25 protein-coding genes and 1 tRNA gene are annotated in these 21991 nt (G+C 54.9%); 15 read left to right on the top strand and 11 right to left on the bottom strand.

Annotated elements, in window-relative coordinates:
• The first annotated feature begins 18 nt into the window (after positions 1-18).
• The 6 genes from ACPLPM_RS03305 (at position 19) to ACPLPM_RS03280 (ending at position 3828) form a co-directional block, all read left to right on the top strand.
• A complete protein-coding gene (locus ACPLPM_RS03305) occupies positions 19-681 on the top strand; it encodes a PHP domain-containing protein (protein ID WP_424358815.1) in 663 nt (220 codons plus the stop codon).
• Between the two features lie 68 nt (positions 682-749).
• Complete coding sequence (locus tag ACPLPM_RS03300; RefSeq protein WP_424358814.1) at positions 750-1208, top strand: Lrp/AsnC family transcriptional regulator; 459 nt, start codon at positions 750-752, stop codon at positions 1206-1208.
• Between the two features lies 1 nt (position 1209).
• The gene (locus ACPLPM_RS03295; protein ID WP_424358813.1) at positions 1210-1527 is read left to right on the top strand and encodes a DUF7521 family protein; all 318 of its coding nucleotides are present in this window, start codon (positions 1210-1212) and stop codon (positions 1525-1527) included.
• 20 nt (positions 1528-1547) lie between these two features.
• The gene (locus ACPLPM_RS03290; RefSeq protein WP_424358812.1) at positions 1548-2063 is read left to right on the top strand and encodes a hypothetical protein; all 516 of its coding nucleotides are present in this window, start codon (positions 1548-1550) and stop codon (positions 2061-2063) included.
• Positions 2060-2821: a lysostaphin resistance A-like protein gene (locus ACPLPM_RS03285; protein ID WP_424358811.1), complete on the top strand. Its 762-nt coding sequence runs from the start codon at positions 2060-2062 to the stop codon at positions 2819-2821. Before ACPLPM_RS03290 ends, ACPLPM_RS03285 begins: the two co-directional genes overlap by 4 nt.
• A 704-nt stretch (positions 2822-3525) precedes the next feature.
• Complete coding sequence (locus tag ACPLPM_RS03280) at positions 3526-3828, top strand: Sec-independent protein translocase subunit TatA/TatB (RefSeq protein ID WP_424358810.1); 303 nt, start codon at positions 3526-3528, stop codon at positions 3826-3828.
• A gap of 141 nt (positions 3829-3969) precedes the next feature.
• On the opposite strand, the gene ACPLPM_RS03275 is transcribed toward ACPLPM_RS03280, so the two are convergent.
• Positions 3970-4125: a hypothetical protein gene (locus tag ACPLPM_RS03275; RefSeq protein WP_424358809.1), complete on the bottom strand. Its 156-nt coding sequence runs from the start codon at positions 4123-4125 to the stop codon at positions 3970-3972.
• 153 nt (positions 4126-4278) lie between these two features.
• Between ACPLPM_RS03275 and ACPLPM_RS03270 the strand changes: the two genes are divergently transcribed.
• The 4 genes from ACPLPM_RS03270 (at position 4279) to ACPLPM_RS03255 (ending at position 6116) form a co-directional block, all read left to right on the top strand.
• Positions 4279-4353: transfer RNA gene (locus tag ACPLPM_RS03270), tRNA-Met, on the top strand.
• 109 nt (positions 4354-4462) lie between these two features.
• Positions 4463-4684, top strand: coding sequence for a hypothetical protein (locus ACPLPM_RS03265; protein ID WP_424358808.1), 222 nt, complete (start codon positions 4463-4465; stop codon positions 4682-4684).
• Between the two features lie 123 nt (positions 4685-4807).
• Positions 4808-5176, top strand: coding sequence for a winged helix-turn-helix domain-containing protein (locus ACPLPM_RS03260; RefSeq protein WP_424358807.1), 369 nt, complete (start codon positions 4808-4810; stop codon positions 5174-5176).
• 118 nt (positions 5177-5294) lie between these two features.
• Positions 5295-6116, top strand: a complete 822-nt coding sequence (locus tag ACPLPM_RS03255; protein WP_424358806.1) for a class I SAM-dependent methyltransferase — start codon at positions 5295-5297, stop codon at positions 6114-6116.
• A 4-nt stretch (positions 6117-6120) separates the two neighbouring features.
• On the opposite strand, the gene ACPLPM_RS03250 is transcribed toward ACPLPM_RS03255, so the two are convergent.
• Both ACPLPM_RS03250 and ACPLPM_RS03245 read right to left on the bottom strand, forming a co-directional pair.
• Positions 6121-7866 (bottom strand): hypothetical protein, encoded by a 1746-nt coding sequence (locus ACPLPM_RS03250; RefSeq protein ID WP_424358805.1) that lies wholly within the window; start codon positions 7864-7866, stop codon positions 6121-6123.
• 236 nt (positions 7867-8102) lie between these two features.
• Positions 8103-8573 (bottom strand): GNAT family N-acetyltransferase, encoded by a 471-nt coding sequence (locus ACPLPM_RS03245; protein WP_424358804.1) that lies wholly within the window; start codon positions 8571-8573, stop codon positions 8103-8105.
• A 99-nt stretch (positions 8574-8672) separates the two neighbouring features.
• Between ACPLPM_RS03245 and ACPLPM_RS03240 the strand changes: the two genes are divergently transcribed.
• Positions 8673-9398 (top strand): DNA alkylation repair protein, encoded by a 726-nt coding sequence (locus ACPLPM_RS03240; protein ID WP_424358803.1) that lies wholly within the window; start codon positions 8673-8675, stop codon positions 9396-9398.
• A 24-nt stretch (positions 9399-9422) separates the two neighbouring features.
• On the opposite strand, the gene ACPLPM_RS03235 is transcribed toward ACPLPM_RS03240, so the two are convergent.
• Positions 9423-9878, bottom strand: coding sequence for a hypothetical protein (locus ACPLPM_RS03235; protein ID WP_424358802.1), 456 nt, complete (start codon positions 9876-9878; stop codon positions 9423-9425).
• Positions 9879-10182: 304 nt separating this feature from the next.
• On the opposite strand from ACPLPM_RS03235, the gene ACPLPM_RS03230 reads away from it, so the two are divergent.
• Positions 10183-11406 carry a winged helix DNA-binding domain-containing protein gene (locus tag ACPLPM_RS03230; RefSeq protein ID WP_424358801.1) on the top strand — a complete coding sequence of 408 codons (1224 nt, stop codon included), beginning with the start codon at positions 10183-10185 and terminating at the stop codon, positions 11404-11406.
• Between the two features lie 240 nt (positions 11407-11646).
• On the opposite strand, the gene ACPLPM_RS03225 is transcribed toward ACPLPM_RS03230, so the two are convergent.
• Positions 11647-12024: a hypothetical protein gene (locus ACPLPM_RS03225; protein ID WP_424358800.1), complete on the bottom strand. Its 378-nt coding sequence runs from the start codon at positions 12022-12024 to the stop codon at positions 11647-11649.
• 306 nt (positions 12025-12330) lie between these two features.
• Between ACPLPM_RS03225 and ACPLPM_RS03220 the strand changes: the two genes are divergently transcribed.
• Complete coding sequence (locus ACPLPM_RS03220; protein ID WP_424358799.1) at positions 12331-12636, top strand: hypothetical protein; 306 nt, start codon at positions 12331-12333, stop codon at positions 12634-12636.
• A gap of 533 nt (positions 12637-13169) precedes the next feature.
• Positions 13170-14450, top strand: a complete 1281-nt coding sequence (gene hxlA, locus ACPLPM_RS03215) for a 3-hexulose-6-phosphate synthase (RefSeq protein WP_424358798.1) — start codon at positions 13170-13172, stop codon at positions 14448-14450.
• A 9-nt stretch (positions 14451-14459) separates the two neighbouring features.
• Here the strand turns inward: hxlA and wecB are convergent, their stop codons facing one another.
• Together wecB and ACPLPM_RS03205 are read right to left on the bottom strand one after the other, a co-directional pair.
• On the bottom strand, positions 14460-15542 hold the full coding sequence (wecB, locus tag ACPLPM_RS03210; protein WP_424358797.1) for a non-hydrolyzing UDP-N-acetylglucosamine 2-epimerase: 1083 nt from the start codon (positions 15540-15542) through the stop codon (positions 14460-14462).
• Positions 15543-15548: 6 nt separating this feature from the next.
• The gene (locus tag ACPLPM_RS03205) at positions 15549-15971 is read right to left on the bottom strand and encodes a hypothetical protein (RefSeq protein WP_424358796.1); all 423 of its coding nucleotides are present in this window, start codon (positions 15969-15971) and stop codon (positions 15549-15551) included.
• Between the two features lie 693 nt (positions 15972-16664).
• Between ACPLPM_RS03205 and ACPLPM_RS03200 the strand changes: the two genes are divergently transcribed.
• Positions 16665-17312, top strand: a complete 648-nt coding sequence (locus ACPLPM_RS03200; RefSeq protein WP_424358795.1) for a hypothetical protein — start codon at positions 16665-16667, stop codon at positions 17310-17312.
• A 32-nt stretch (positions 17313-17344) separates the two neighbouring features.
• Here ACPLPM_RS03200 and scmC read toward each other — a convergent pair whose 3' ends face one another.
• From scmC to ACPLPM_RS03180, 4 genes are all read right to left on the bottom strand, one after another.
• Positions 17345-18259, bottom strand: a complete 915-nt coding sequence (scmC, locus tag ACPLPM_RS03195; RefSeq protein ID WP_424358794.1) for a SynChlorMet cassette protein ScmC — start codon at positions 18257-18259, stop codon at positions 17345-17347.
• A gap of 495 nt (positions 18260-18754) precedes the next feature.
• Positions 18755-19693 carry a DUF1616 domain-containing protein gene (locus tag ACPLPM_RS03190; RefSeq protein ID WP_424358793.1) on the bottom strand — a complete coding sequence of 313 codons (939 nt, stop codon included), beginning with the start codon at positions 19691-19693 and terminating at the stop codon, positions 18755-18757.
• Positions 19694-19695: 2 nt separating this feature from the next.
• Positions 19696-20532 carry a hypothetical protein gene (locus ACPLPM_RS03185; RefSeq protein ID WP_424358792.1) on the bottom strand — a complete coding sequence of 279 codons (837 nt, stop codon included), beginning with the start codon at positions 20530-20532 and terminating at the stop codon, positions 19696-19698.
• Positions 20533-20536: 4 nt separating this feature from the next.
• Positions 20537-21976: a DUF58 domain-containing protein gene (locus tag ACPLPM_RS03180; protein WP_424358791.1), complete on the bottom strand. Its 1440-nt coding sequence runs from the start codon at positions 21974-21976 to the stop codon at positions 20537-20539.
• Between the last annotated feature and the right edge of the window lie 15 nt (positions 21977-21991).

The raw sequence follows: 21991 nt of genomic DNA, 5'->3' as shown, positions 1-21991 counted from the left end.
ACAAAATAAATAACTGTTATGCTACGCTTCGATCTCCACGTCCACTCGAACTACTCCCCGGACGGCCACAGCAGCGTCGAGGAAATCCTGAAAGCGGCAGCCGCCAGGGGCCTGGACGGCGTCGCCATCACCGATCACGACACGACGGCGGGCGGCCGATATGCGCTGGAGGTCGTCGACAAAGTAGCGCCAGGGCTGGTCGTGCTCCCGGGCGTGGAGATATCGACGAAGGCAGGGCACCTGATCGTGCTGGGCATCACCGAGGACATCCCGAAGGGAATGTCGGTCAAGGATACGATTCACGCTGCCCGCCGGCTCGGCGGCACCGTCATCGTGCCCCACCCGGACCAGCGGATGCGGCACGGCATGCGCATTCCCCACGACGCGGATGCGGCCGAGGTCTACAACTCCCGGTATTTGCTGGGCCTGCACAACTTCATGGCCGGGCGGAGGGTCAGCAGGCGCAAGATGTCCGCCGTCGCCGGCAGCGACGCCCACTCGGCGGAGATGGTGGGCAACGCCGTCACCGAGATAGAGGCGGACCGCAACATGGAAAGCGTACTGCGGGGCATACGGGAAGGCAAGACCAGAATAGAAGTGCGCAAGACCCCTGTGCGGATTTACTTGTACCAGATAGGCCGGGGCTGGGTCAGGAAGATTAAAAGGTTTGCCCGCCTGTGAAATTTTTAGCTTATATTTTTGTATTTATCGTAATATTTATCATCTCACAGGCAAAAGCTAATTTTTAGATGCCGATGGATAAAACGGACTACATCATCCTCGAAAAGTTATCGAGAGACAGCCGCACTCACTGTACGGATATCGCCGGAGACCTGGGCGTGGCCACTTCGACCGTGCACAAGCGGGTCAACCAGCTGTTCAACGAAGGGGTCATAGAGCAGTTCACCATCGTCCTGAACCCGGATAAGTCGGGCGGCAACATGACCACGTTCATAGGCATCAACGTGGACGCCGAGAAAAAGGACGAGGTGCTCAAAGTCCTCAAGTCCATCGACAACGTGCTCGAGGTGTACGAGCTGCTGGAGCCCTACGACATCTTCGTCAAAGCCCGGACCCAGGACATCCGGGAGCTCAAGGAGAAGGTGCTCAAAGTCATCAACGGCACCAGCGGCGTCCTCAACACCAGCAGCATCCTGACGACCAGGAGGCACAAGGAGAACACATGCGTGATACCCGGGAAGGAATGACATGACTGTAACGTTGATCGAAGGCTTCGCGGCGATCCTGATGTACCTCTTCGGAGGCGCGCTCGTGCTGTTCATCTACGAGGCATACAAGAAGACGAAGCAGACCAGCCTGATTTTCCTCGCGCTGGGCTTCTTCATCCTCATCTTCGGCGGTAACCTGGGCACCCTCAGCGCGGCGATCCAGGAATTCCTGGCCATTACGCCGGCCCTGGATGATTCGGGCATCCGGACGGCGTCGATCGCAATTCAGCTGATAGGCATACTGCTGCTCCTCTACTCGGTGCTCGGCCCGTTCGAGCCGAAGCGTCTGAAAAAGTGAGCGGTGGTCGGGGGTAAAAAATGGACAGGTACACGAAGTTTGCCAACGCCTGGAAGACCGTGGGGGTTTCCTCCAAAGTGCGGTGGCAGCAGCGCAGCGTTGACGAGCGCCTGAGCACCGGCCTCGCCCGCAAGCTCATAGAGCGCTTCGGTAACGAGGCGAAAGCGGCACTGGCGGAGGTAGCCCTCCAGATCGGGCTGGAAGACGGCCGGAAGATCTGCGAGAACCTGCGCATAGACCCGGAGTCACCCCGGGCAAGCCTTATCCCCCTGGAAACCGTGTCTCTCCTGTCCGGCGTAGACTACGAGGTCACCGGAGACAACAAAGCCCGGCAGTTCCCCCACCTGACCATCAAGTCAGGAGGCTGCATCCTGGGCAAGGTCTTCGAAGGCATCGATCCAGACATTCGGGAGCACATCTGCGAAAGCTACACGATGGGCCTGGTCCAGGCCGTCACCAAGGACGCCCAGGTCAAAGTGCTCAGAAAGTGCTGCGCTGGCAACAGCCAGTGCGAGCTAGTGGTGAGCTTCAAGTGATCAGAGCCCTCGACGTTGCCAGAATCATCTTTTTCTACATCCTCATCGGCTCCGTCGTCCTGTTCTCACCCCTCGGGCCCCTGCCTTCGTACTTCCTCATCATCGTGCTGTCCCTGATCTTCATGCTAGTCTCCGGGATCGAGATCAGGCCCGGCAACCCCGTTGTCGGCACTACGGCCGCGACGCTGGCCATGATCGCATTGTTTATGATCATCTACGCCGCCGGCGGCTTCTACATCGACGGGCTGCGGCCCGACTTCGCAAACGCCCTCCTGTGGGGAGCCGTATTGCAATTGTTCGTCGCCACGGGAGAAGAGCTCTCCTTCCGCAACTACCTCTTCGCGGACTTAGACAAGACGGCCGGGAGGAAAGCGGCGGCCGTGATATCGTCCCTGGGCTTTGCCGTCATGCACTTACCCTCGCTGTACTTCCTGAACGCCGGGCCGGTTGAAGCCGGCATAGCGCTGATTACGATATTTACAGCCAGCATAGTGATGACCGTGCTGTTCATAAAAGCCGGCATCCTCGCCGCCATCGGCTTCCACTTCGCGTGGAACTTTTTACAGTACCACGTCTTCGGCTTCAGCCACATGGACGCCGCCCTGGAGATCACCAAGACCGGGTTCACTTTGCTAAACGGCGGCATCTTCGGGCCCGAGGCATCCGTACCCGGGCTCATCGTCGTCGCTGCTACCCTTGCCGCTGTGTGGTATTACTACTCGCGAAAAGAGCGGAAAACGGCCGGCCCCGAGAAGTAACCACGACGGCACGGCCATTTACCCAGACGACAGGAAATCAGATGTTTGAACCACGGCGGCACGGCGGCACAAAGACAAGGCGATCCACGGCAAGCCAGATGGTAAATAAAACCACGGCGGCACGGCGGCACAAAGACATTGGCGAACCGGTAAAAATGAACTCTTTTTTAGTCCACAGCGACACAGAGACAGAGCATTAACCACATGCTTACTATCCAAGGGGTTCAGTCTGACTTTCGTTCAATAACCTGAAGGAAGGAAAACATATTTGTCTCCGCACAGTCAATCCGCCGTGCCGCCGTGGATCAATAAAAAAAGGAGCCTTACCATTCTGGTACAGGTTGTCGCCGTGTCGCCGTGCCGCTGTGGTTCAAATAACCATCCAGCCATCATTTCTCGCACTGTCGCCGTGTCGCTGTGCCGCCGTGGTTAGAACCTCTGCGTCCCAGTTGTCAGGATAAGGAGCCGTGCCGCTGTGGTTTAAAAATTAAGATAGCGTAGTTTTTCATCGAGAGCACAAGGAGGATAGCTGCCTGTCCTTAGGAGGATAATATTTTGCGCCCGGTGTACAGATGTGCACTGCCGCCGAAGTAAAGTATATATCGTCCGGCGATAGCATAGCGTTCCGCACAAAGTTTATTATGCCGGATAACAAGTAGTTGATTAACCAGGACAGGTTCCGGTGTAATTGGAAGGTTATCGTCATGGCAATGCTAGGTACTCAGGAAATACTTCTCATCTTTCTAGCCATCGTGCTGCTCTTCGGCGCGACCAAGCTCCCGGAGCTGGCCAGGTCCATGGGCCGGTCCATGGGCGAATTTAAGAGAGGCCAGCAGGACATCGAGCGGGAGCTGCATGCGGAAAAGAACGCTCTGACCGCTCAGCCCGGAGCAGACATCGCGCTGACCAGGACTCAGGGCATGGCCAAGAAGATGGGCATCGATATTGTCGGTAAGACGGATGACCAGCTGCTGGCGGAAATAGAGAAGAAGCTGGAAAAGAAATAAGCGCACGTTTTTCAGTATAGTGCGCATCTCAGGGCTGTATGAGAGTACGGCCTGCATATTCTTTTAATAATCTTAATTTCCATGGGCCGGTATAAGCCATATCTACTCCAGCTAGCGGGTCGACGGTCGCCTGATGGCGCCCTACTCCGGTTTTTCGGGTGCTTCGACGTCCGGGCCGCGCTCGCACCCTCGTCGGTACGACCTGGCTGCGCCTTCGGCAGCGCCAGTCGAACCTCCTTCGCAAGCGCTAAGCGACACCGCCTTCGGCAGGTGTCCATTACCCGGCCATCTCCGCATCCTGCCTGAGGGCAGGACAAGCCCGAAAAACCTCCGTCGACCGCTGGATAAGTCCGATTAGAGAATAGTATAATGATACTTAGTCTGTCATCGCAGTCAGTAAACTATATATATGGCGAACAGCGTTATAAGGCTGCTAAGATTTTGCATGATAGCGGGGTGGGGTAGTCAGGAGATCCCGACGGGCTCATAACCCGTAGACCAATGGTTCAAATCCATTCCCCGCTACTAAGTTTTTCTGAATTTTAAAATTTTCGTCTATTCTTCTACGATAGCTTATTCTATACGACAATACTCTATCGCTAGATATTTCCACATACCAGTCCGACTTTCAAACATGGTCTACTGCGAACACTGCGGCAGAACCGATGGCTGCAGCTACCAGGAGTTTCAAGGCGTGACGCTCTGCTTCAGGTGCTACCGCGCCGCCCGGGACCGGGCGTTCGAAGCTGGAGAAAGTCCAGGGGCGGTGAACGCAGATACCATAGCTCTTCGGAAAGCTCAGTCTCAAAAATCTCAGATCCGCCGCCTGGCTGACCGGTTTTTCAAGAAAGAGTGAGATGGAAAGTTTCCCTATCCTTGTTTTTTACTCGTATGCCCTGACGCTTGATCTTATATAGCACATACTAACGCATCAAAATATTTAAATATGTTATTGCGTCTATATGGTATCGGTGACACAATGACCACTCAGACCACTACGATAAAAGCCGACCCCATAACCGCTGCCATATTCAAAGCCCTCTCCGACGGCGAAAAATGCATCTGCGACCTGAAAGAGGCTATGGGGATTCCCCGCACCTGGGTATCTTACGACCTGATGATGCTCGAGGACCTGAACGCCATCAAGAGCCGCACGGTCAACGGCCACAAGTATTATTCGCTGGGAGAAAGCAGGGCGCTCTGGCACCTGAGACGGTGGGTAGAGAGGCAGGAGCCGGCTACTAAGGGAACTGTACGGCCTGTGGAATACGACTCTGCGATAGAATGGGTTCGCCGGTCGATGCCCCGGATATCGGAGGCAGAAGCCATGTTCAGGCGGGGCTGCTGAGAAGCCGATCACTAGAAAATGTTCCCCACGATAGAATAATGACTTAGAAGACTGATACCGATAGTATATTGATCCAGATACGTGCGACCAGATATTGTAGCTGTCAGGAGCTCTCATAATGGTAACCTCGAAAGAAAAGGTCAGGCTGGCAGAAGCGCAGGAAACACTGTTGATACCGCTGTACTCTAAAGCAGTCATGGGTAAGCGGCATAACTCCATTTTCTCCGACCCCAAGGCGGAGGAGATCCTTGGCCGGGTCGAATACGACTTCTCCAGGCTCAAGATCCCCGAGAAGACGAACGTGATGATGTGCATGAGGGCTAAAAAGCTCGACGCCTATGCCAGAGAGTTTTTGGCCCGCAATCCGGAGGCTGTCGTGCTGCACCTTGGCTGCGGCCTGGACAGCCGGTGCGTCAGGGTAGACAGAGGAGAGTCGGAGTGGTACGACCTGGACATGCCCGACGTCATCGCCTTGCGGAGGAAGTTCTACGAGGAGAGCGGTAGGTACCACCTGATACCGTCCTCAGTCACCGACCTGCAGTGGGTCGATTCCGTCAAGGCGCAGGGCCGCCCGGTGCTCGTGATCGCCGAAGGCCTGCTGATGTACCTGAAAGCTGAAGAAGTCAAGGCGCTGATCCTCAAGCTCAGAGAAGCCTTCCCGGGATGTGAGATGGCCTTCGACGCGTTCAGCATGCAGACGGTCAGAAGGATGAGCCAGCACCCGTCAATAAAGTCGACCGGGGCCACCATTTACTGGGGCATCGATGACGCCCAGGATATCGAAAAGTGGGCGGACGGAATCCGGCTCAAAGAAGAGTGGTATTTTACCGACTCGGAAGACATCGATAAGCTGGGGCTGGTGTACAGGCTCTCGTTCAGGCTGGCGGGGTTGTTTTCGATGGCCAGAAAGGCGCAGAGAATTCTGTATTACAGCCTGTAGCTTTTTAGCTTCTTCGCAGGCCGATAAGCGCCACTACTGTGATCCCGGATATCGCCATGATCCACCCGAACCCCGGCACCGCCGAGGCTCCCGGGGGCGTGGCCGATCCGGTAGGTGTTGCCATCGTTGTGGCAGGGGTGGCCTGCTGCTGGTTTTCCGGGCCGGTTTTGTTATCCCCCGGAGGAGTGGCTCCGGGCGTCGGAGTAACGGTCGACGCTGGCTCTATGTCGGAGGCATTGGCCTGTGGGGTCATATCTGTGAGGACGACTCTGGTAAACGTCCCCCTGTCAGGGTCGATTAGCACCATGCCCCCGCTCATACTGCCGTTACTGGCGTTACCAGTGCTCTTCGGCAGTACATTAACCAGCCGGGTGTTAGCTTTGAGGTTGGTCGAGATGCGGGAGCGCAGCTCGGAGTTGTTGATGCTGATGTTACCCTGCGGCTGCACGCCCATCATGAGCCCTGACGGGCGGTTTCCGGCCTTGATCGGCGATCCGGCAAAGGGGGTGCCCGTGGTCAAATCGATGGCCGTGACAGTATTGTCGCCGGTATTCGACACGTACAGCCGGGAGCCGTCCGGGCTCAGCGCGATGTCGGCCGGGAGGTTGCCGGTGCTGTAGCTACCTGCCGTTTTGTAAGCAGGCGCAGAGAACGCCTCTACCATTTTGGCGGTTGGCTCGAGCACGTATAGCACGCCCCCGCCCGGCGACAGCGTCACCAGGCTGGGGGCGCTGGTCGTCCCGAAGGACGAGATGCCGGCCCAGCTGGACCAGTCGAAGGCGGCCATATCGACGGTGGTGACTGACTTCAGCGCTTTATGCTCGTTGTCAGTATCCGCGATGAAGATGCGCCCGGTCTTAGGGTTCACATCGAGGCCCCAGAGCAGCTTTTCCTTCGAGTGATAGTCCCAGAGGAAGTACCGGTAAAACTTGTCCAGGGCAGGCTCCGTAATGCGATAGACTGCATGCCCCTGCCGGTCCGCGATGTACAGGTACCCGTCATCGCCCAGCTCCATGTCGGTGACCCAGACGAGACTCCTGTCTGCATTGAGGTCATGGACTGCAGCGGTATATGCGTTAGCGGCTGTGTCGTACCGGTAAAGCCAGCTTTCGGGCTGGCCGAGCCCGTAATGGACGAACATCACGTACAGGTAATTGCCGTCTTTAGACAGCAGCACCTCAACCGGATCACCATAGAGAGCATACCGGCCGTTACCTTTCTGCCTCGTAGAGGCGACGACCTGCTTATCCGAGAGGTCGATAGTATCGATGTAGTAATCAGGTGCTGAGTGCATGTATTCGTATTCCGGGCTGGCCTCCCATTCCGTGTTATTATAGTACAAGACATACAGCCTCGTATAGTCCCCGTTCACCGCGGCGTCCGCCAGCACGATATCCGGGTTGAAATAGATGACGTCGATAACCTTGTTCGTGTTGACTTCGATGACGGAAACGGTGTTATTGCCCACTACGTACAACAGAGGCGATCTGGTATAGTACGAGTTGATCACGTTGCCGATGATAGCCGGATCCACTGTAGCCCGGGGCATCACGCCTGAAGACAGGGCGGGGTTCAGCGTGACTGGCGTGGGAGTCACAGTCGGACTCAGCGCCGGGAGGGCAGATACCCTGGGAAAGCCATTGGATGCCGCCAGCGCTGACTGACATGAAATAATAAGCATGCATGCGATGACGAGAATGAGCACTACTGATACGCACCACTTATCGATACCACTAAGAGCCCCTGTCATGTTGATTCACCATCACCCGGTAATTGATCGTTATCTTCTAGTAAGGGCGGTAATTAGTATTAGAGCTATTCCAGCTCGACGAGGACAACCTGACCGCCACGGTCGGCGGATGGATAGGGGAAAAAATAAGAGCGTAAATAGGCGGACAAGGTCAGCGGGGCAGGTTGGGGAATTGTCAGCCTGCCCCACGTACCGGCGCGTAACTGCAGTCGAAGGCCGCCTTAACTGTGCGCGCCTCAGCCGAAGTGACAGCCTGTTGCTTTTTTATACACCCGCACTTTCTCCCCTTCTTTATCGACTTCGTCGCACACGTATTCCCAGCCGGTCTTCTCGTAATAGCCAGACAGAGGCGTGTACAGGTACAACGCAGTATAGCCAAGCTCCTTTGCCCTGGTTAAAGCGTACTCCTGCAGTGCGGAGCCGATACCTTTCGACCTGTGCTCCGGTGGCACGTAGAGGTCGGCCATCCACGGGAAGAGATCCTGCCTCGAGAGCAGGTCAGCCCGCCATAGAGCGACTGTGCCGACGGGTGTGTCGCCGATAAAGGCCACATAGATCAGCGGAAAATCGTCGTCCCTGGCGTGCACCACCAGGCTGCGGTAGAACTGATAATTATGTGGGTTGCCCCAGAAGCCCCAGAGCCAGGTGGCGATCTGGTCGTGCAGGTCAGGGCACTGGGTGACGCTGGAAAACCGGATGTCTGTCATCTGCTTATATCCTGATGGCCCGGCTAATAAAAATTACCTGTCCGGTTACTTTCAGTCGCCTCTGCACAGGCTTATCATCACCCACACCCATGGGACATTATGCCCTCGAAGCGCCTGAATCCCGAGAAGCTAACCTGCGAAGACATAGTCAGCCTGCTGCGCTCGTTCTCCGACCCCGCGATCATCGCCGGCATGCCCCGGTACGGCATTGTCACAGACCGTGCGCTCGGGGTATCGACTTCCCACATCAACGAGATCGCCGGCAGGATAGGCACCGATCATACCCTCGCCCTGGAGCTCTGGGACACGGGGATCCACGAGGCACGGCTGATTGCGCCCATCATCGACGATCCTGCGCTGGTTACCGGTGAGCAGATGGACCGCTGGAGTGCGGACTTCTACTCCTGGGACATGTGCGACCAGTGCTGCCTGAAACTGTTTCACCGGACTTCGCTTGCCTATGAGAAGTGCTTCGAGTGGTCCCGGGACGAGCGGGAGTTCGTGAAACGGACGGCGTTTGCGCTGATAGCATCGCTGGCGCTGCACGACAAGAAGGCGCCGGACGGGAAGTTCAGGCAGTTCTTCCCCGTGATAGTCAGAGAGTCCGTCGACGGCCGTAACATGGTCAAGAAGGCGGCGAACTGGGCGCTGCGGCAGATCGGGAAGAGGAATACTACGCTGAACAAAGAAGCAATTGCCGTCTCGAGGGAGATGCTCGGGTCGGATCTTTCGAGTGCCCGGTGGATAGCCAGGGATGCGCTGAAAGAGCTGGAAGGCGAAGCGGTGCAGCAGCGGCTTGAAAAGTGGGCGTTGAAGAAATCCTGATTAGTATGACGCTGATGCCTGAAGTCATCTCCTCAAGATCAGGAACTTGCCCAGGATCAGCCCGAAGGCGCCGTAGATAAGCCAGAGTGCGGGGTTCTCCGTAGGTAGAATACTGGCAGGGTCGGCGAGGAAGTGGGAGAAGATGTGTTCTGAGCCGCCGCCGGTTAAGGAGACTATTGAGGATGAGATGGAGGTGTGCTCAGTCACGTAGGGCACCGAGGTGGCTACTGGAGTCGGATCTACCGGCAGGTTGTAGTTGTTCACGTCCCCGACTGTGCTCACGATGTGCGTCTTGACCCCGTGGATCTGGTTCACCCCGTACATCGTCATGTTATACGCTTCCATGTCCGAAGGATCCATCGACTGCGCCTGGATGGCGTTGAGCTCGCTGATCGTGCTCATGCGCTGCACGTCGGCGATCTGGTTCAGGTTGGCCACAGTCTCATTAAAGGTCTTAAGCGCTTCAGCATAGTCTGCCATCGAAAGCTCTCCCATCATTACCCGGCGCCCGGCCGGGTGATCACATGCCTATTAAGCAATTGTAATTACAAATTTATAAGTCTTTTGATTTGATTACCATTTATACAAACTAACTAATCTGAAAATATTATGCAGACGTCTGCCGGTGCAAGATAGTAGAAACAATGATTTAAAGTTAAAAATAATCCAAATATAATTTAGTTTTTCCACGTAAAAACCATATTTACAGTCAGTTGCTATCCAACCATATATCCGCCTGACCGCACCGGCAGGTATCTAAGGGCTGATAAAGATAGTACAGGTAATGACCAGGCGTGCGCCGACATCCGATCTACTATCGGTCACCCGTGACCAGGCCTTAGCTTTCCGCCTGGCCGGCCATAATCTTTCGAGGCGGCTTCCGCCCGGCTCTCTGCTAAAGGCTGCTGGTACTTGTGGCATCCAGAACAGCCCGCCGGGGTCGGCAGCCCTTTCGTTACATGCCCGTGTGGATGGTTTCTCTCCGGGAGACCTCGACCGGGCTCTCGCAGTCGATAAGACTCTGCTGCAGATGATGAGCCTGCGCGGGGCGCCGTACATCTTTCCGACAGCTGATGCCGGGGCTTTTACTGCCGGACTGCTACCCGACGACGAGGAATCCCTATGCTTTTTCATCCAGGGCGTCGGGCAGGCTTTAGATCGCATCGGGATCAGCGTTACGGGTGTTGTCAGCCTCGCATCTGCCGCGCTGTACGAGGTGCTGGATGGCAGGGAGATGACCAAGGACCAGATGGGCGTAGAGGTAGCAGAACTGCTGCTTGACAGGCTGACACAGGAGCAGCAACAGGCCTGGCAGTCGGAATCCTGGTATGCCCCAGGGCAGAGCCTCGGCGAGTCGGTCGTGCGGTTTGCGTTCTACGCAATTTCCCTGCAGGGCCTGTTCTGCTATGCCCCCCGGCACGACGACGTAGCGACCTTCCTCCGCACTGATCGGTGGCTGGGAGCGCCGCTGCCCGAGGCCGATCGAGCATTGGTTGCCGCAGATCTGGTCAGGCGCTACCTGCACTGCTACGGCCCGTCCACAGCAGGTCACTATGCAGAGTGGGCCGGCATCTCGCCTGCCCAGGCGGCCGGGACATGGAAGCTGGTAGAGAGGGAGCTGACAGAAGTTGTGTTCGAGGGAAGAAGAGCCTGGCTGCTCAGTACTGACATCCCCCTTCTCGCAAAGCCACCGGCATCGGAGGGCGTCCGTTTGCTGCCTCCGCACGACCCGTACCTGCAGCTGCGGGACAGGGCGACGCTCGTCCCGGATAAGAAGATGCAACGCGACATCTGGAGGCCGACGGGCAACCCGGGCGCAGTCATCGCCGACGGGCAGTTCGCCGGCACCTGGCGGAGCCGGAAGAAAGGCAAACAGCTGGCCCTGACAGTCGAGCTCATCGAAAGCCTGTCACCGGGGGCCGTGGAGGAGATCGAGGCGGAAGCTGCGGCCATTGCCCGGTTTAAGAGCTGCGCCATGGCCAGCGTTGAGCTGGCGCGAAGAGCGTAAAGCCCTATAAAAAATCATCACATGAAGTACGTCTGGACGGGGATAAAACGCCAAAACGCCAAATTACGCCAAACCGCCAATCGCTTAAACGTATGGCGTTTTAGCGAAGGATGCGACCATCGGTCGCATCGTCTTTGGCGGTTTGGCGTTTTCTCTGCCCCAGATTTTTCATCCCCCTACTTGAAAAACCATTTTCATCCAGGAGTCATTCTTGAAACTTGTAAACAGTCTGGCAGCTGCTCAATCATCGCACCCGATCAGGTCCTCGTCCAGCTCTGGGGGCTCTCCCTCGCTGAACTTCCAGCCTTCGGCAGTGCAGATGTCCTGCAGAAGATCGATCACATGCCTGATGGTATCGGATTCGGGGTCCGTTGTGGCATCGGATGGCGCCCGGCCGCAGCCCCCGGTGATGATGTCCACCACGCACTGGCCAGGCATGGCGAGGTCCAGCAGGAGCACGGTCATCAGCCCTGAGCTGGCAGACTCGCCGGAGTTTTCAGCCACGACTACGTGGACCTGGCCGAAAGCGTAGCGGAGAGAGCCCGGCAGCCTTCTGGCCAGCCGGTCGCTGAGAGCGGTCAGGTTTCTGCCCGTGATGCCGGCGCTGGCGGACTTCATGATAAGCAGTTGCCGCTCCGCAAGTTAAAACTGACATCGGCGATCAGCAGATCTTTAGGTATAGGGCCGTTCGAAACACGCTGTTTCAAGTTGTACCGCTACTGCCACATTATCGGCCGGTTTTAGGATTAGCTTATAATTAAGCCAAATAATCGCATAGAAAAGATTTATATGGTAGTAAAACGTTAATGTATCTGTCAATAGGTACATAGTGGAAGTGTACACAGCCTGTTGCTGCGGAAGGCAGGTAACCTGCGTTCCGGGCGATACACAGGAGATTTCCACGAGATTCGGGGGTATATAGTAGTGAAAAAGACAGCGCTATCGATCAGGGACAGGCTTACCGATACACGGAAGCTTGAACCCGTCATCGATGCCGGCATTTTAGCCGCACTGGTCATTTCAGTTTTAGTAATCTCATTACTCTTATCCACAATGCAGCTTAGCGGAGCACAATCCCCTACGGGGCTCGCTCAAGCCATGGCCGGAAGCCAGACGACGACCGCCCAGACAGCGCCGGGCTACCTCACACCGGTGGTAATGCTGGTCGGCGTCATGGCCTTCGGCATAATCGGCGCCTACTACGTCATGGTCCGCAGGCCACCCGGCTAGACGCCTCACGATTATCATATCTCTACCATTGGTTTGCCTGTCCTAAAAAACATGTAAACACAATGGCTATGGCAGGCACGGGCCCATACACTCACCCAGGCCCCTGCCTGCCACACCACCCTACTTTTCATTACTTACTACATAGAGCGTGCGCTGTGCTTGACTGTACTTTTTGAAGCCGGGCGACTCAGCAATACTAACGCTGTGCTGTGCTATCCCCCATTCTAAGTTTTGTCGCAAACAGTTATCTCTGTGCTCGTGAACGTGGACGAACGCTGCGCTGTGCCAGGATCACAGATTGCGACAGATTGCACTGATTACACAGATGGTTACTGGATAATAATGAAAGGTCGATTGATATTTGCCTTCTTATCAAATCGTATCTGTGGAATCTGTGGCATCTGTCGTAATCTGTGATCTGGCACAGCGCAGCGTTCGTTTTGTTGTCGCGATTACCTAAGAAGGACTATGTTCAATCTGATAAAAATTAGAAACCTTATTGCTCTATGCCGTCTATGATAGTCTGACCATTTATGAGACCGATCTTGCAGGTGGCCCTGGATGAAATCGAGTTGCGCAGGGCTGTCGAGATCGCCCGGGAGGCGATCGCCGGCGGCGCTGACTATCTGGAGGCAGGCACTCCGCTGATCAAGAGCGAGGGCATGAACGCGGTGCGCACGCTCAAGAAGGAATTCCGGGACCACGTGATCGTTGCAGACATGAAGACGATGGATACCGGAGCGGCGGAAGTGGAGATGGCGGCGAAGGCCGGGGCGGGCATCGTGTCTATTTTAGGTGCTTCTCACGACTCGACCATCGAGGATGCGCTGCGATCGGCGAGGAAGTATGGGGTGAAGCTCGCCGCTGATTTGATTAACGTGCCAAACCCGGCAGAGCGGGCGGCACGGCTGCAGGAGATCGGCGTTGATATTCTGGGCGTTCACGTGGGCATCGACCAGCAGATGGTCGGGCAGGATCCGATTGAGGTGCTGAAAGCCATCAGGGAGGCTGTGAGCATTCCGATCGCTGCTGCCGGGGGGCTGGACGCCAGGTCTGCGGCTGCGGCTGCGGCGCTGGGTGCCGACATCGTGATCGTGGGCGGCAACATCATCCGGTCGAAGGATGTGACTGGCGCTGCCCGGACGGTCCGGCAGGCTCTGGATAGTATGGGGCCCGTCGAGGTCGTCAAGAAGTCACTGGACGAGGAGATCCGAGAGCTGTTCATGCAGGTCTCGACTCCTAATATATCGGACGCCATGCACCGGGCACCGGCTATGCGGGATATCAGGCCGGTCTATGAGGGCATCAAGATTGCCGGTAAGGCGGTGACGGTGCAGAACTTCCCGGGGGACTGGGCCAGGCCGGTGGAGGCCTCGGATGTTGCCGGGCCGGGGGAGATCATTGTCATCAACAACTTCTCCAATTACGTCGCTCCGTGGGGGGAATTAGCGTCGCACGGTGCCATGCAGAAGGGGATCCAGGGCGTCGTGATAGAGGGGGCTATAAGAGATGTGGACGAGATCAGGCGGATCAAGTTCCCATCGTTTGCGTCGGCTATCGTGCCCAATGCCGGCGACCCGAAGGGCTTCGGGGAGATCAACGCCGAGATCACGTGTGGCGGCTTAACGGTTAGGCCTGGGGACTGGATTATCGGCGACGATAATGGAGTGATGGTCGTGCCCAAAGAGAGGGCTTACGAAGTGGCCCGTCGGGCGATGGAAGTCAAGAAGAACGAGGAGCGGGTGCGGGTGGAGATCGAGAGAGGGCATACGCTCGCCGAGGTTATGGACCTGTATAAGTGGGAGAAAAAATAGGATAAAGGCTTATTTACCGTACCTGTCGATGGCCGCGTCGAGGATTTTGCCGCTGGCGTGGCCGTCGCCGAAGGGGTTGACCCAATCGCTCTTTTTACCTGTCATCGCCCGGGCAGCAGCCAGGATGTCGTCTGACTTGTAGCCAGCAAGTACGTTAGCGCCGACCTGAACGGTTTCAGGCCGCTCAGTGTTTTCCCGCAGCGTTACGCAGGGCACACCCAGAATGCAGCATTCCTCCTGGACGCCGCCAGAGTCGGTAAGTGCCATGCAGGCATTGGCCTCCAGCATCAGGAAGTCCATGAAACCGGCCGGGTCGATCAGCCTTATGCCATCCGGGATTACCAGCCCGAACTCTCCGATGTTTTTCTTCGTCCTCGGGTGAATGGGAAGAACGATCGGTAGTCTATACTCGGAATAAACTTTCGAGAGCCCGACGAGAATGCTGCCCAGGCGGCCGCGATCATCGACATTCTCCTGCCGGTGCAGAGTGGAGAGCATGTACCCCTTAGGTGTGAGGTGGAGCCGCTCTAGAATATCCGAGCCCCTGGCGATCTCGAGGTTGGATTTGACCGCGTCCACGATCGTATTGCCGGTAACGAAGATCCTATCCTCCGGTATGCCCTCCTGTAAGAGGAGTTTCCTGGAATCCGCTGTCGGGGCAAAAAGCAAATCGGAGACATGATCGGCTACGATACGGTTGGTCTCCTCTGGCATCGCCCTGTCGAAAGACCTCAGGCCGGCTTCCACGTGGCCGATAGCGATCTGAAGCTTTGACGCTGCCAGAGCCCCGGCCAGGACTGTGTTCGTATCGCCCTGCACGTAAACGATGTCGGGCTTTTCTTTGACCAGGATATCCTCGATGCCTGCCAGCATCTTCCCGGTCTGCCGACCGTGGCTGCCTGAGCCGACGTCCAGATTATACGAGGGCAGAGGCAGTTTCAGGTCCTCGAAGAAGACCCGGTCCATCTCGTACGAGTAGTGCTGCCCGGTGTGCACGATAAAATAATCGAGGTTTCTCCGGGCGCACTCCCGGATGACCGGGCTCATCTTTATTATTTCCGGCCGGGTGCCGAGGATAATCGCGTGTTTCATAGGCCGTTAAGCATCTCCGTTGTATAAGACACCGAAGTCCTTGATATTATTGTAATTCTTGGAGATGTACCCCTTGAACGGCCTGTCGTAGCCCTGTGCTTCTGTCTCGTTGAATCTCAGAGTGTGAGCGACTCCAGGATAGTCGAGCCGGACCTTGTAGCCTGCCGGGTAAACGAGGTTATAGTGGTCGCCTTCCTGCTCCCAGGTTACCTTCTCGTGGTACACGGATTCCGTGCGGATCTGGGTGTAGTTGAAGGTCATGTTAGGCTTGGGGAAGAGCCACAGCTCGCAGGTGGTGTTGTTGTAGAAGACGAATCTGGACTCGTAGTAAGTGTTCTGGTACGAGACAGTCCCGTTCCACATGCCTTCCATCTCGTCGGGCTTGTTGATGTACTGCGCGACGAAGTAGCCTATTCCGATGATTAGCAATGCAATGATTACTAATGCTATGATCCAGGTTGTTTTAGAAGTTTCAGCTATGATGTACCCGCCCCTGTTATTGGTATGGTTGGTTAGTTAGAGAGGTATTGGCGGGCGACTATTTAAAAATTGGTTCGATATCGACAGGATCCAGAGTATTTAGATGATAGGTCGAGACTGACGACCCATGCAGGTTCTAAGTCATCACGCGGGTCGACGGTCGCCTGATGGCGCCCTACTCCGGTTTTTCGGGTGCTGCACCGTCAGGGCCGGGCTCGCACCCTCGCAATGCCAGGCCGGCTGGCGCTACGCGGCCGCCGCCCTTACATTGCTTCGCAAGCCCTAAGCGACGCCGCCTTCGGCAGACGTCCATTGCCCTGCCGCCTCCGCATCCTCGCTGATGCGAGGACAAGCCCGAAAAACCTCCGTCGACCGCGACCACTGCTATTGATTTGCCATGTATAGCAATATATTTACGTTTAAGCAGTGTACGATTCAGCTAGAACCACTTCCTTACCATCGGGCAGCAGTATCTGATTTCGAAGATGGCGAGGGTGACAGGAGGGGTATATTATAGCTAACACTGATAAAAAGAAGGGCGGGTTGAATCTCCGCTGGGAAGTTGCGGTCGCGCTGTTGACGATCATAATGATGGTCTTTATTGTCTTTTCGGGTCTCTGGAATCTGTCTAGCTGGGACAGCATGCGTGGCTACACGTGGGGCTGCTACACCAAGACCGATGACTGGGCTGGCGTAGAAGAGCAGTACAAGCAGATGGAAGCAGCCTTTAGTGCAGGCAAGTACAGCTACACTTATGAGATAGCCAACATCTCCTGTGCCATCAACCAGTACATGGTGCAGGACAAGACCAAGGACGGCTACATCAACGCAGTGCTGGACGTCTACACGTCGGCGCTCTATACTTCGAGCAGCTTGCCGGGAGTCAGAGGAGACATCAACTGGGTGGCCGGAACGAGGACTCATGACCTGTACGGCGGTATCATGGTACTCGTAGGTATCATCGCTCTCCTGCTCATGCGCAGCATGTACCTGCGCGAGAAGCTCGTGGACTTCTCCAAGCAGATCGGCATATCGTTCATCATATCCGGCGCCATCTCGCTGGTATCGATGATCGCGGTATATACGTTACTGGTGAGCACCTGGGTGGAGACGGACCAGCGGATCTACAAGGAAGGCCTGCCTATCATCGCTCAGATGATCAAGGAATGGTACACGGTCTACATGGCAGCGATTATTGTACTCGGTGTAATCCTCGTCATCCCGGCGATCGTACAACTGCTGACGAAGGGCAAAGAGGATAAATCGAACAAGCCGGCCGCGCCGAAGTAAGAGAGAGTGACAGGGGTTCAACCCCTGCTTTTTTATCCGGTATTTAGAACTTTTTCCATCTCATCCCAGAACCGGCCGCGTAGGCTGGCATATAAAACATATGAGGGCACTTCGTTAGATATTTTACAGGCATTCTCGAAGAGTTGCTTGTTAGCGATCGCTATTTCAGCCTCGCTGAGGTCTGGTTTATACCTGCTGTAGATCTGCAGAGACGAACGGTAAAGGGAATATGCAGCCATGCCTTTGCCTGCGATCTCGACTTTATCAGACATAGATTGTCGTAAAAAGAAGATCGCAGACAAGGGCAAATGTTGCTGTACGTTGTAAGTCTTCTTCGAGTGCCGGGCAATGTAGTCGTTCCAGGTAGGAAACGGGTGCACTCGATAGGAATTTCCAGTTCGTACAACAAGAGTCTCGTCATCGCAAACAGCGCGCCAGGGGGCTTTTATTCGACGACAACAGGTTGATTTTCCAGTTCCGGATGTACCGGCGATTAGGACGCCATTGCCATTATATTCTATCAATGCGGCGTGTAACGGGCTGCCGCCTGAAAGGATTATGCCCTGGTAAGCGGGATATAGTGATTGATAGATTCGTCGTATATCGAGAGTTTTCCCTTTCGTTTTGTCCACTTTGCATATAATGTCTGGAAAATGCTCGTGGCGCCAGATATGAACGTGCTTCAGCCGAGTTACCGACCAGCCATTTTCGGGTAGAGAGAACGATTCAGGACTGTCGGTAAAAGCAATGTCTGGTAGAGAGTTATCATTGAGATCTCCAGTGAAAAAGTAAAGTTTGTTAGAGCCTGTTAATGGGCGCTGTGTTGGCCACATCACCTGATTCATATGCGCTACGATACTTTCGGTTTCAGGTGTTGCGAAAAATTGCCAGGATATACCATCAGCTAGCTTAAAAGAAAAGTTTCTGGAACTTCCTTCCTCGAGCATATTAGTGTGAATATAAACCAGTCAGGTGATTATTACCAGTACTTACGCGTCGCGGAAGATCCGTTGATGCAATGTTGAATATTTCCAGACCCGTTATTACAGTAAACCCCTACGTGGTTAGAATTACCGTTGTTACAACGGGAAAACTGTCCGCCATCGTTGTTAGTTCCGTTGTTACATAGAGTGCCGCTTGCATTGGACATACCGTTTATACAAGTCTGAGTATCACTGCTTCCATTATTACACATAGCCGATACATACAATGCATCGTTCAAAGAAATTAGCCCTGGCTGATCGTATCGCATTTTTTTCTTCATGTTTAACCCCCGTTTGTAACGGCTTTAAAATTTAAGGTAAGTGAGATAAGCCGCAACTACCCCCGTAGTCGAGCGTATTCACAGGATAAGTTAGTATTGTTTCTTTAAACGCCTGCAGATTAATAAATTTTTTGTGCAAGGCACTTCTTATTAATCCAAAAATATGTGATCAAAGAGTTCAGGTTACGTCGACCCAAAGGTGGACTTCTCGATAGGGTGCGGTCATGTTGCCGTCGGCATACAGGTCAAACTCCAGCTTCATCTTGTCGCCTGTGCGATCGGGCTTGAGCTGAACGGTCTTTTCCCAGGTCTGGTTGTCGGCGAGGGTGAGGCGGTCGGTGTATATCTGGGTGACGATCTTGCTATCGTTGAGCACTACGACCAGGTCGTAAGTGACGTTGCGGTACTCGTGGTTGACGACGCCGACGATGACAGGCTGCTGGTCACCTAAGGCGAACATAGTTGGATAGTTTTCGGCCTTACCGTTGGGGCCGAGGATGTAGAACTCGGTGAACTTCTCGCCCTGCTTTGGGACGACTACTACGTAGGCGAGGACGAGGATGGATGCGATGATAGACAAGATCAGGATGACTGTCAGGATTTTGTCGAGGCGGCCCTCGGATTCGGGGAAGGCCTCTTTCCTCGCATCCTCGAAGACTTTGGCGAAGTCGATGTGGAACCGGTCTTCCATGCCTATGCTGTGTCTGCGTTTGTTTGCAACCAAGACACAGATGATGGTGAATATGGTAAGGCAGACGACGATCGGATCGAGCCGGATGCCCCATGGAGTATAGTTTAAGCCCAGGCCGATGAGTGGCGTGACCGCGATGCTCAGGCCGAAGGAGAGCGCCGCCCGCTCGATGCCGTCGATGTCTTTCTTTTTTGGGAAGAGCGCCGCGATTAGCGAGTAGCCGGGTACGAATAGCACCATCACCAAGCCGAAGGCCGATCGGATGAAGGTTTCGTTGAGGTACGGGACGTAGATGAGCGCTACGGTGGCGATGGCGAAAGCTGCGATGAGCTTGAGGTCGATCGCCATGTCTACGAAGAAGCTCCTGATGTCGAGGCTTATGCTCAGCTCTGCCGGGATGCTGTCATCTGCGTCTTTGACCGCCATTTTTATTCACCTATCAGCTCGAACGTCAAAGATATAGTCTTTCCCTCGACGCTGACGCTCTCGACCCGTGCCCTTTTGCCAGTACCGTCGACGATCATGCAGCCGACGAGGCTGCAGATGGGACATCCCATCTGGAGGCAAATACCTGGGTCTTCGGCCCTTAAGGACTTGCACATACCTGCGCTGGCGATCTTTGACATCTTCACGATAGCCTTGCCGTTTTCCAGCTTTACGCTGACGTCGGAGGCCATCTCGAGGCTGTTTTCCAGCACGTCCTTGATCTCGTTCTCCAGGCCTTCTTCGGTAAAGAGAGCGCCGATCCTCTGGATATACAGGAATAATCCATAGCCGGGAGGAATGATGAGTATGCCTTTAGAAGTCTTGTCTGCGACATGGAATACCTGATCAGCCTTCGGCGAGACTGTCTTGGCTTCATCGAGACTTACTTCCTTCAGAGGAATGTAGAGTTTTGTAGTCCCGGCCTGGCTGGCAGGGAGGTATATGCCCCTCGAGTCGACCAGCAGCGATGCCAGTATTTTGCGGATAGTTAGTACGTCAGAGACTGCTATTGCATCACAGACCTCGCTGCGGAGGTACCTGGACGGAGACAGGAAATAGAGAAGGATAGCGATAGCCAGGAGGCTTACACTGGTAAGCATCAGCAACATGGACATAGTGGTGTTGTCGTTGGTAAGGACCCAGAGCAGAAGCACCGTAACGCCAAGAATAGCAAGCGAGATGGCAGTCGGCTTCATGCCCCATTTATTCTGCTTATCGAGCTTCTTTTTCAGGGAGTCCCGCTGGTTCCTTAATAAAATCATCGTGCTACGCTGGTCCACCTGTTCACCACCTTCTTAAGCCCGCAGTAAGCTGGCGATACGTGCTACTTCTATATATAGAATCTTCCGGCCGGTCGGTCAAGCATAGATCGATGACTTTGACGCTGCCTGAGCCCCGTATGCGGGCTAACGTATTTTTTACCTGCTGGTACTTCTCATAGCACGTCTCGGCGTCGATCTGCTCTTTGTCAGTATACCAGATGTGAGGTGTCAGCACCACAGAGACAGAATGCCCGTAGTATTTCGCCATGCGGATGCCATTCATCAGGCTTGCGAGGCCCATCGACAGGTTGGTCAGCACCACGATCTGGCAGGGCGTGTCGATCGACCGGGAGACTTTGGATACAGCTTTCATGAAGCCGTCAGCTTTGACGTTGGCAGAGTGCTCCTTGATGGTCTCGTCCATCACAGTACTGAGCACTTCAAGGCCAGGGGAAGTTCGAAGAGCGCTTCTGGCAATGTTTGCGTCAGTCAGCGAAAGGTCGTTCTTGATCGTTAACGAGGAAGACTTCTCTGGCTCGAGCCATGTCAGGATCTCCCTGATCTTTGACAGGTGGTCCCTGCCGATGCCAAGCCATTGGTACTTGACTACGCCTTCTCTGGAAAAACAGGCAAGCCCGAACATGTTGCTATCAGTGGTCAGCCTTTTGATGAGCAGAGCAGTCAGATTGACAGCGGAGTAAAGTTCTGAAGACACATCACCTGTACCCATGCTGCTGTCCACGTCGATCAGGAAGAATACAGGGAGCGGGCGATCCTCTTCGTACTCCCTTATAACTAGAATCCCGGCTCTGGCCGAACGAGCCCAGTCGATGTTCTTGATGTCGTCCCCTGCCGCATAGTTGCGGATGGTCGAAAAGTCAGTACCGCCACGGGTTTCGATGAGCTTACTGAGGAGAAAGTCTGAATATTGTTTGTCCGAGTTTGATGCGCTTGATCGGACGTCCGCAGAGCCAACCCCCACGTGTACGTTAATCTTCTCACGACTACCTAACTGTATAGACTCCCTGAAGAAGGCCGACGATATCACAAGGCTCATCGGCTCGAGATAAACCTCGCCCGCCTGTCCAGGCTTAAGCTCCAGGTTAAAGTAGACTGGCACATCCCGGGATAGTTCGATTTGCTCCGGGATAGGTTTTATGACAATCATGGTAGGGTGAACAGGCTGACGTACAAGTGCACGATGCTTCGTCCTGCCAGCATATTCCAGTGAAGTCACCAGCTGAGTAGCTGTGCCGAGGAGCAGGTCTCGCCGGGAGAAACCCCGGCGAACAATGAGACTGCGAGAAATACTGAACCGCCGGTACATCAGCAGGAAGCCATCCACAAAGACAGCTAAGATCGCCAAGATCAACCCGAGGTAAAAGATGATACCCCCGGTGAGCAGGCCCAGTACTAAGAATGTCAGCCCGACAATGAAGACGGTATAATCCTTTACCTGCATCTTACCGGCCAGCCG

The sequence above is a fragment of the Methanocella sp. MCL-LM genome, assembly GCF_049676595.1.
Taxonomy (GTDB): domain Archaea; phylum Halobacteriota; class Methanocellia; order Methanocellales; family Methanocellaceae; genus Methanocella_A.
This window is presented reverse-complemented; position numbering and strand designations above follow the sequence as displayed.